At 54.1% G+C, this 7,613-nt stretch carries 7 protein-coding genes and 1 tRNA gene; 3 read left to right on the top strand and 5 right to left on the bottom strand.

Annotated elements, in window-relative coordinates; genetic code table 11:
- The coding region (locus F552_RS20740; RefSeq protein ID WP_211208311.1) for a hypothetical protein at positions 1–325 on the top strand (325 nt) is incomplete at its 5' end.
- Positions 326–1,043: 718 nt separating this feature from the next.
- Here the strand turns inward: F552_RS20740 and F552_RS0118045 are convergent.
- From F552_RS0118045 to F552_RS0118035, 3 genes are all read right to left on the bottom strand, one after another.
- Positions 1,044–1,120: transfer RNA gene (locus F552_RS0118045), tRNA-Met, on the bottom strand.
- 59 nt (positions 1,121–1,179) lie between these two features.
- On the bottom strand, positions 1,180–1,644 hold the full coding sequence (locus F552_RS0118040) for a GNAT family N-acetyltransferase (RefSeq protein WP_018153183.1): 465 nt from the start codon (positions 1,642–1,644) through the stop codon (positions 1,180–1,182).
- Positions 1,645–1,763: 119 nt separating this feature from the next.
- The gene (locus F552_RS0118035; RefSeq protein WP_018153182.1) at positions 1,764–2,255 is read right to left on the bottom strand and encodes a peroxiredoxin family protein; all 492 of its coding nucleotides are present in this window, start codon (positions 2,253–2,255) and stop codon (positions 1,764–1,766) included.
- A 289-nt stretch (positions 2,256–2,544) separates the two neighbouring features.
- On the opposite strand from F552_RS0118035, the gene F552_RS0118025 reads away from it, so the two are divergent.
- Positions 2,545–4,620 (top strand): methyl-accepting chemotaxis protein, encoded by a 2,076-nt coding sequence (locus F552_RS0118025; RefSeq protein WP_018153180.1) that lies wholly within the window; start codon positions 2,545–2,547, stop codon positions 4,618–4,620.
- A gap of 118 nt (positions 4,621–4,738) precedes the next feature.
- Positions 4,739–5,503, top strand: coding sequence for an exodeoxyribonuclease III (xth, locus tag F552_RS0118020; protein WP_018153179.1), 765 nt, complete (start codon positions 4,739–4,741; stop codon positions 5,501–5,503).
- Positions 5,504–5,526: 23 nt separating this feature from the next.
- Here the strand turns inward: xth and F552_RS0118015 are convergent, their stop codons facing one another.
- Entirely contained in the window at positions 5,527–6,216 is a 690-nt protein-coding gene (locus F552_RS0118015) for a helix-turn-helix transcriptional regulator (RefSeq protein WP_018153178.1), read from the bottom strand.
- Between the two features lie 196 nt (positions 6,217–6,412).
- Complete coding sequence (locus F552_RS0118010; RefSeq protein WP_018153177.1) at positions 6,413–7,549, bottom strand: PilT/PilU family type 4a pilus ATPase; 1,137 nt, start codon at positions 7,547–7,549, stop codon at positions 6,413–6,415.
- Between the last annotated feature and the right edge of the window lie 64 nt (positions 7,550–7,613).

The raw sequence follows: 7,613 nt of genomic DNA, 5'->3' as shown, positions 1-7,613 counted from the left end.
TTCAATCTTTAAAACTGGCTTACGTACACTCAAAAAAATTTCTTTTCTTGACTGTGTAAGCACTTATTTCTTTGCAGACCCGAAGGTCTTTGTCCGAAACAAGCACTCACACTTATCGGTTGTTCGTTTGTTAAAGAGCAGTTGCAACCAACTTCAAACTTTCGTAAACTCAGCGATTAATCGCTTCGTTTCGTCGTCTGCGTCAGCAGCAGAGGTACGAACTATACGCACTTCAGCCAGCATCGTCAACACCTCTCTGCAAGTTTTCTCTCCAACAACGCAGCCAAACCAACAAAAATACTGGCAAGTCTTTGTTTTTAAATAAAAACAGTGGTTTTGATAAAAATGCGACGATTCCGCATATTAGAATCCGCCACCCCAACACCATCCCGCCAGTCCTTTATTCCTATACCAATATGCGCGCATATTGTGTGACGTGCGTGAAGCATTACACCACCCAGAGAGGCTCCCCCGCTCGGAATTAGCGTTAGCCGACAAGGGAATCAGGGCCCAGCAATTGCAAAAGCCCCCCATCATAGCTTCCATAGCAATTTGAGACCCAACCCCGGACGCCATTGTCAGCAGGGATATTTATCGCCACCAAACAGCATTCGCCCAGCATTCCGAACTCACGCCGGCAATACTGACAACGCCAACCCAGAAATATACATATATATGGCAAACATCCCGTACTGCATTCAGGTCGACGCGGCGGGCCTCAAGCTTTTGCAATGACCGCCTCAGATAGATTTGGCCATATGAATACGGACGGCAATAGCAAAACATTCAGACGGGCATGGCATGATCACCACCCGTGAAGTCACACAGCAACAGCGGCGCATAGCAAAACAACAGCTTAGCTAGCACGCCGCCGTTCAGCGCACATCACCACAGCCAAACATGCAAACCACCATCCGTAGGGCATTGCGAATCCAAAATGCCGGGACATATAAGCAAAAAAAAGGAATAAGAGAACAACAAAACAGAAGGGGTAGAAACACGAAACCCCTTGTTGATTTTTCAATCAAACAAGGGGCTGTATGTGGTTGCGGGGACAGGATTTGAACCTGTGACCTTCGGGTTATGAGCCCGACGAGCTGCCAGACTGCTCCACCCCGCGTCAGAGAAAAGAGATTATATCTGGTTTGCAGAATTATGCAAGGGGTTTGGGTAATTATTTCACTTTAACTGACGACGCATGGTGATATGGGGAATGCCATCTTCTATATAAGCATCACCTTCAGCCACAAATCCGAGGGATGCATAGAATTTTTGCAGATACACCTGTGCACCGATTACGACGTCTGTTGACGGCCAAAAGGCATATAACTCTTCCAGGCCACGTTGCACGAGTTGCTGTGCAAGCCCTTGCCCCCGAAAGGCCGGATCGACCACAACGCGGCCGAGGCTGGGTTCGTCATAGGTACTACGGGGTGGAAGCACGCGTAGATAGCCGGCAAGCTGCCCGTTTTGCCAGGCGCACAGATGGCGGGTGTCTGGCAATCCGTCAAAATGATCCGGGTCTTGATAGATACACTGCTGTTCAATCACGAAGACTTTACTGCGCAGTTCCAGAATCTCCAGCATTTGCAAACCGTTGAGCTGCTGGATGGTACTGCAGGTGAATGTTGTTTCTGTTGTCATGCATGTATTCCGGTATATGGCCATGAACAAGAATCTGCCATTCACACATCTGCAATCTTTATATATATACATATATATACAGCGTGGGGAATGAAGGCAAACCCGTGCAAGGTTAACTGTCAGCTTTGCAAGGCCTTGTCGATTTCCTGGCGCAGGGCGGCAAAGTCTGGTGTGCCGACATAACTCTTGATGAGGCGTCCGTCTTTGCCGACCAGAAAGGTGGTTGGAACCGCAATGATGTCGCCAAACTTCTCGCCAAATGCTTTTGCCAGGCTGCCATCTTTGTCCATGGTCACGGTAAACGGCAGTTTGCGCGTGACGGCGAAGTTCTGGACATAGGCAGGCGGGTCATAGGCCATGGCGATGGCGACCATCTCATAGCCTCGGGCATGGAACTGTTCATAGGTTTTGGCCATTTGCCCCATTTCCTCGACACAACCGGTGCAGCTGGTGGCCCAGAAATCGACCAGTACCACTTTTCCTTGTAGCTGCTTCATGCCGGAAACTTCGTTCTTGAGCGTGGTAAATGAAACATCCGGTGCCTGGGGCTGGGTAGAACAACCCGCCAATGATGCGGCGACCAGCAGGAGCAATGCGCGAGCCCACTTCATGATTCACACCTTTTCTATCAAGTTGCTTGTTCAGTTGCGGGTCATTTTACCTGATTGCAGGATTTCCCCAACCATCCAAATCAAGTGGGACCGAAAATTCGTTTGCAAGTTCGCTATTTATTTGATCAAACCCATCGACAATACCCCCAGATCTGTCATGGGGATGCTACTATTAAATTAAGTATATTTACGGTCATTTATCTATTGAATGCCGTTGAATTACGGTTTCAAGCGCACTGGCCAGATCCCCTACTGGCTTTTCATGCACTCGTTATACAAAGGTCCCCCTATGATTGCCATCAAAGACTGGAGCTTGCGCAGCAAGGTACTGATTGCCGCAAGTGTTGCCATTGCAAGCGGCTTTGCCGTGACCTTGGTGCTGATTGGTAGCAATGTCTATCAATCCGCCAGAGAAACCGGGCTGCAGCGCGCCAAAGACCAGGCGGATGCTTATGCCCAGCAAGTGGAAGGTGTTCTGAAGAACGGCTTTCTGATCGCCCATGATCTGGTCAATACCGCCCAAGGCCTGCAAGCAAATAATGCGGCTGACCGTAAAACCATGGATCAGATCATTCTGCAGAAACTGAATGCGTTCCGCGACGGGATTGGTTTGTGGATGCTGTGGGAACCGAATGCGTTTGATGGCAAGGATGACGAGTTCCGTCTGGATTGGCCGATCTACGACCCGACCGGCCGGTATATGCCTTATATGACCCGAGCCGGTGAAACGGCCAAACAGGACACGATGAACGGCCCGGACCAGCAGGCCAAGTTTGAGGCTTTCCGGGATCACCCGCAGGATTATAAACCGCCTTATGAATTTGAACCGGGATGGGGTGACTTTTACATTGTGCCGAAAAAGCGCGGGAAAGACACGATTACCGATCCGTTCCCTTACGATGTTCAGGGGAAAACCGTGATCGAATCTTCCTTTGCCGTACCAATCCGTAACAAGGAAGGCAAGTTCCAGGGGGTTGGCGCCGTAGACATGTCTCTGGAACAGTTGCAAAAACTGGTAGGTTCTTACCACCCGATGGGTACCGGCTTTGTGACACTGGTGTCACAAGGTGGTTTTTATGCTGTCTCCCCGGATGCCAAGGAACTTGGGAAGGCAGTTGCCAAAGGTGCGTTGCCAGCCGGCACCATGGACGCGATAGCCAATAGTAAAGGGCTGGAAGCCGAAATCAACGACCAACTGCATGTGTGGCGCCCGGTCAGGGCAGGGGAAAGTGGTCAGAACTGGGCACTCGGGGTGCATATCCCGATGAGTACCATCCTGGAAAATGCACGCAGCACACGCAATCAGGCCATCCTGGTTGGCAGCCTGGCGGGCTTGGCCATTTTGGCTGTTCTGGCGGTGCTGCTCAGTCGGCTGACGCGTCCGCTAACGGTACTTGCCAATGCCATGGAAGGGTTGACCGAGGGGCATGGCGACCTGACGCGCCGGCTGAAGATTGAGTCTGGCGACGAAATTGGCCGCACGGCCAAAGCGTTCAACAAGCTGATGGACAGCCTGCATGGCATGTTTGTGGATGTGCGCCAGCAAAGCCAGTCGGTCGGCGAGGCCGCAGCCAGATTGCACCAGTCGGCCCAGATGGTGCGTTCTGCCTCGACCCATCAGGCAGAGGCCGCGACAGCTACCGCCGCCAGTGTCGAAGAAGTTACCGTCAGCATCCAGTACATTGCCGATACGGTCCGCGATTTTGAAGCCTCTGCGGCAGAAACCGGCAAGGCGACGTCCGCCGGGGAAGGTTTGGTGCGGGAGATGGCCCACGAAATCAGCCAGATCAACAACAGCATCAACGCCATGGCGGATACCATGAGCAAGCTGGGCGTGCAGTCGCAGCAGGTCGATACCATTGTGCAGGTGATCAAGGATATTGCCGAACAGACCAACCTGCTGGCACTGAATGCAGCCATTGAGGCGGCCAGGGCCGGCGAGATGGGACGCGGCTTTGCCGTGGTGGCCGATGAAGTGCGCAAGCTGGCCGCCCGGACGGCGCAGGCCACCATCGAGATCGGCACCATTGTGTCTGGCATTCGTACCGAAATCGAAGCCGCCAGCACCAGCATGGGCAATACCCGCCAGCAGGTCAATCAGGGGGTGACGCTCTCTGACAAGGCCGCAGATGCCATCAGTCAGGTGCACGGTGAAACCGGACGCCTGATCAGCGGGGTGTCGGACATTGCCAACGCCACCAAAGAGCAGGCGGCGGCCAGTACCGATATTGCACAAAATATCGAGCGCATCAGCAGCATGGTACAAAACAACAGTGCAACGGTAGACGATGTGGCCAACTCGGTAGAGCAACTGGAAGCGCTGTCGGCTTCGCTGCAAGCGATTATCGGACGCTTCAAGCTGTAATTTACTCTGCTAGGATGACGGGGCCATGCAGGGATGCATGGCCCCGTTTGCTTTTATCCTCGGGCATGCAGGAACTCTGTGGCAAAATACGACTTTGTCCTGTGCCGGAATCCGTATCATGAAAATTGCCACCTGGAACGTGAACTCGCTGAATGTTCGCCTGCCGCATGTCTTAAGCTGGCTGGAGACTGCCGCGCCTGACGTACTGTGCCTGCAGGAGCTGAAACTGGAGGACAGCAAGTTCCCGAAGGCCGAGATTGAGGCAGCGGGTTATCAGGTTGCCTACATGGGTCAAAAGACCTATAACGGGGTGGCCATCCTGTCCCGGCATCCGCTGGAAGACATTACGTATAATCTGCCGAATCTGGAAGATGAGCAAAAGCGCCTGATTGCAGCCACCATCAATGGCATTCGGATTATCTGTGGCTACTTTCCGAATGGCCAGAGTCTCGATTCGGAAAAATATCCGTACAAGTTGTCCTGGCTGGCCGCGCTGACGGAATGGCTAAAAGGTGAACTAGCCCGGCACGACAAGCTGGCCTTGCTGGGTGACTACAACATTGCCCCGACTGATGCTGATGTGCATGACCCGAAAGCCTGGGAAGGCCAGGTACTGGTCAGCCCGCCAGAACGCGAAGCGTTTTTCAACCTGATCGGCATGGGACTGACGGATGCATTTCGCAGCAAGCATCCGGATGCGGAAAAAGCCTTTAGCTGGTGGGATTACCGCATGCAGGGTTTCAGGCGAAATCTGGGGCTGCGCATTGACCACATCTTGCTGACCCAGCCGCTGGCTGCAGTACTGGAAGATTGCCAGATCGACAAGGAACCGCGCAAGTGGGAACGCCCGAGTGACCATGCCCCTGTATGGGCCATCGTGTAAACAGCCTTACTGAGCTGATTCTTTTAAACGCCCGGCAACCGGGCGTTTTCTTTTTGCAGGTAATCCGTCAGTGTTTTACCGGTTTCCAGCGGGTACTCGGCCTCCAGCACCTGCATCTGCTGGATCCGGTCGATGCGAAAATGCCGGAAGTCGCTTCGCTGTTCACACCAGGCCACCAGCGTCCAGCGGTCGCCCCAGAAAAACAGCCCCAGCGGCCAGACCAAGCGTTGCTGGCTGGCGTACCCGTCTTCGCGCACATAATCCATCTGCAGCTTGTGACGGGTCATGATAGCGTCGCGGAGCGGCCCCAGCAAATCGACCGGGTAGGGATGATGAGAGGGCACGTAGAGCGGTTGCTCTTGCAGCGTAGCCGCCACCGCAGGGGGCAGGGCGGCTTCAAGCTTGGTCAGGGCCGACTGTGCCGCTTGCCGGCTGCCGGCATCCGCCCAGGAAAAAACCATGCGCGCACCCAGCTGCAATGCCTGGACTTCAGCCTTGTTAAACAGCAACGGGGGTAATTCAAACCCTTTGCGCAGCCGATAGCCGACCCCCGCCTCGCCGTCAATGGGCGTTCCGGTTGCGATCAGGTCACGGATATCCCGATAAACCGTACGCTCGGACACTTCCAGCCATTCGGCCAGTTGGGTAGCAGTAGTACAGCGACGGCCCCGCAACAGCAGCATGATTTGCAGCAGTCGGTCTGCGCGTCTCATTTTGGCACCATCATGGGGAAAACCTGTATCGGGGTATATGCAAGGCCATGCATGAGGCGACTGACCCGTAAAGCACAAGACCGTATCGTGACACGATCTGGCACTGGAATAACGGCGGTATCGTGAGCACCCTGAAGGGACTCAGCCGAAGGAGAATGCCAGTACAACCGGACCTCTGTTGCACTGGCATCTGGGGTTACACAATGTCCAGATGATCCAGACCCGACATCATGTCGCGGTTTTGAGCATCCTGACCGTGCAGTTTGATACGCAAGCGCAAGTCGTTGACCGAATCGGCATTGCGCAGAGCATCTTCGTAAGTAATGTAACCGGCTTCAAACAGGTCAAACAGCGCCTGGTCAAACGTCTGCATGCCCAGTTCACGACTCTTGGACATCAGTTCCTTGATTTCATGTACTTCGCCCTTGAAGATCAGATCGGCGATCAGCGGAGAATTCAGCATCACTTCTACCGCCGGTACCCGGCCCTTGGCCCCCTTGATCGGCAGCAGACGCTGGGAGATGAAGGCCTTAAGGTTCAACGACAAATCCATCAGCAATTGCTGGCGGCGGTCTTCCGGGAAGAAGTTGATGATACGGTCCAGCGCCTGGTTGGACGAGTTGGCGTGCAGCGTGGCCATGCACAAGTGACCGGTTTCCGCAAAGGCAATTGCGTAATCCATGGTTTCCCGGTCGCGGATCTCACCAATCAGGATCACATCCGGCGCCTGGCGCAGGGTGTTCTTCAGCGCGGCCCCCCAGTCGAAGGTGTCCACCCCGACTTCCCGCTGGGTCACGATACAGTTGCGGTGCTCGTGCACGAATTCGATCGGGTCTTCGATGGTGATGATGTGTCCGTTGGAGTTTTCATTACGGAACCCCACCATGCCGGCCAAAGACGTCGACTTGCCCGAACCGGTACCGCCACAAAAAATCACCAGGCCGCGCTTGGTCAGCGCCACGTCCTTCAATACGGGCGGCAGGTTCAGTTCATCCATCGACGGGATTTTGGTAGTGATGGTCCGGAAAACCAGCCCTACTTTACTTTGTTGCACAAAGGCATTCACCCGGAAGCGGCCGATCTGCGGCGGGCTGATGGCGAAATTGCATTCGTTGGTCGCTTCGAACTGCTCTGCCTGCCGGTCGTTCATGACGGCACGCGCCAGTTCTTTGGTATGTTGCTGGCTCAGCACCTGGCTGGAAACCGGCATGACTTTACCGTCGATTTTCAGGGCAGGGGGGAATTCAGCCGTAATGAACAGGTCGGATGCATTTTTTGAAATCATCAATTTCAAAAGGTCATTCATAAACTTGGTTGCCTGGTCGCGTTCCATGCGCTTCTCCTGTTTCTTACAGGCTGCATGCCGGGGTTGGCCGGCATGCCCTGTTGCTTGCCAC

The organism is Leeia oryzae DSM 17879 (genome assembly GCF_000376945.1).
GTDB lineage: Bacteria > Pseudomonadota > Gammaproteobacteria > Burkholderiales > Leeiaceae > Leeia > Leeia oryzae.
This window is presented reverse-complemented; position numbering and strand designations above follow the sequence as displayed.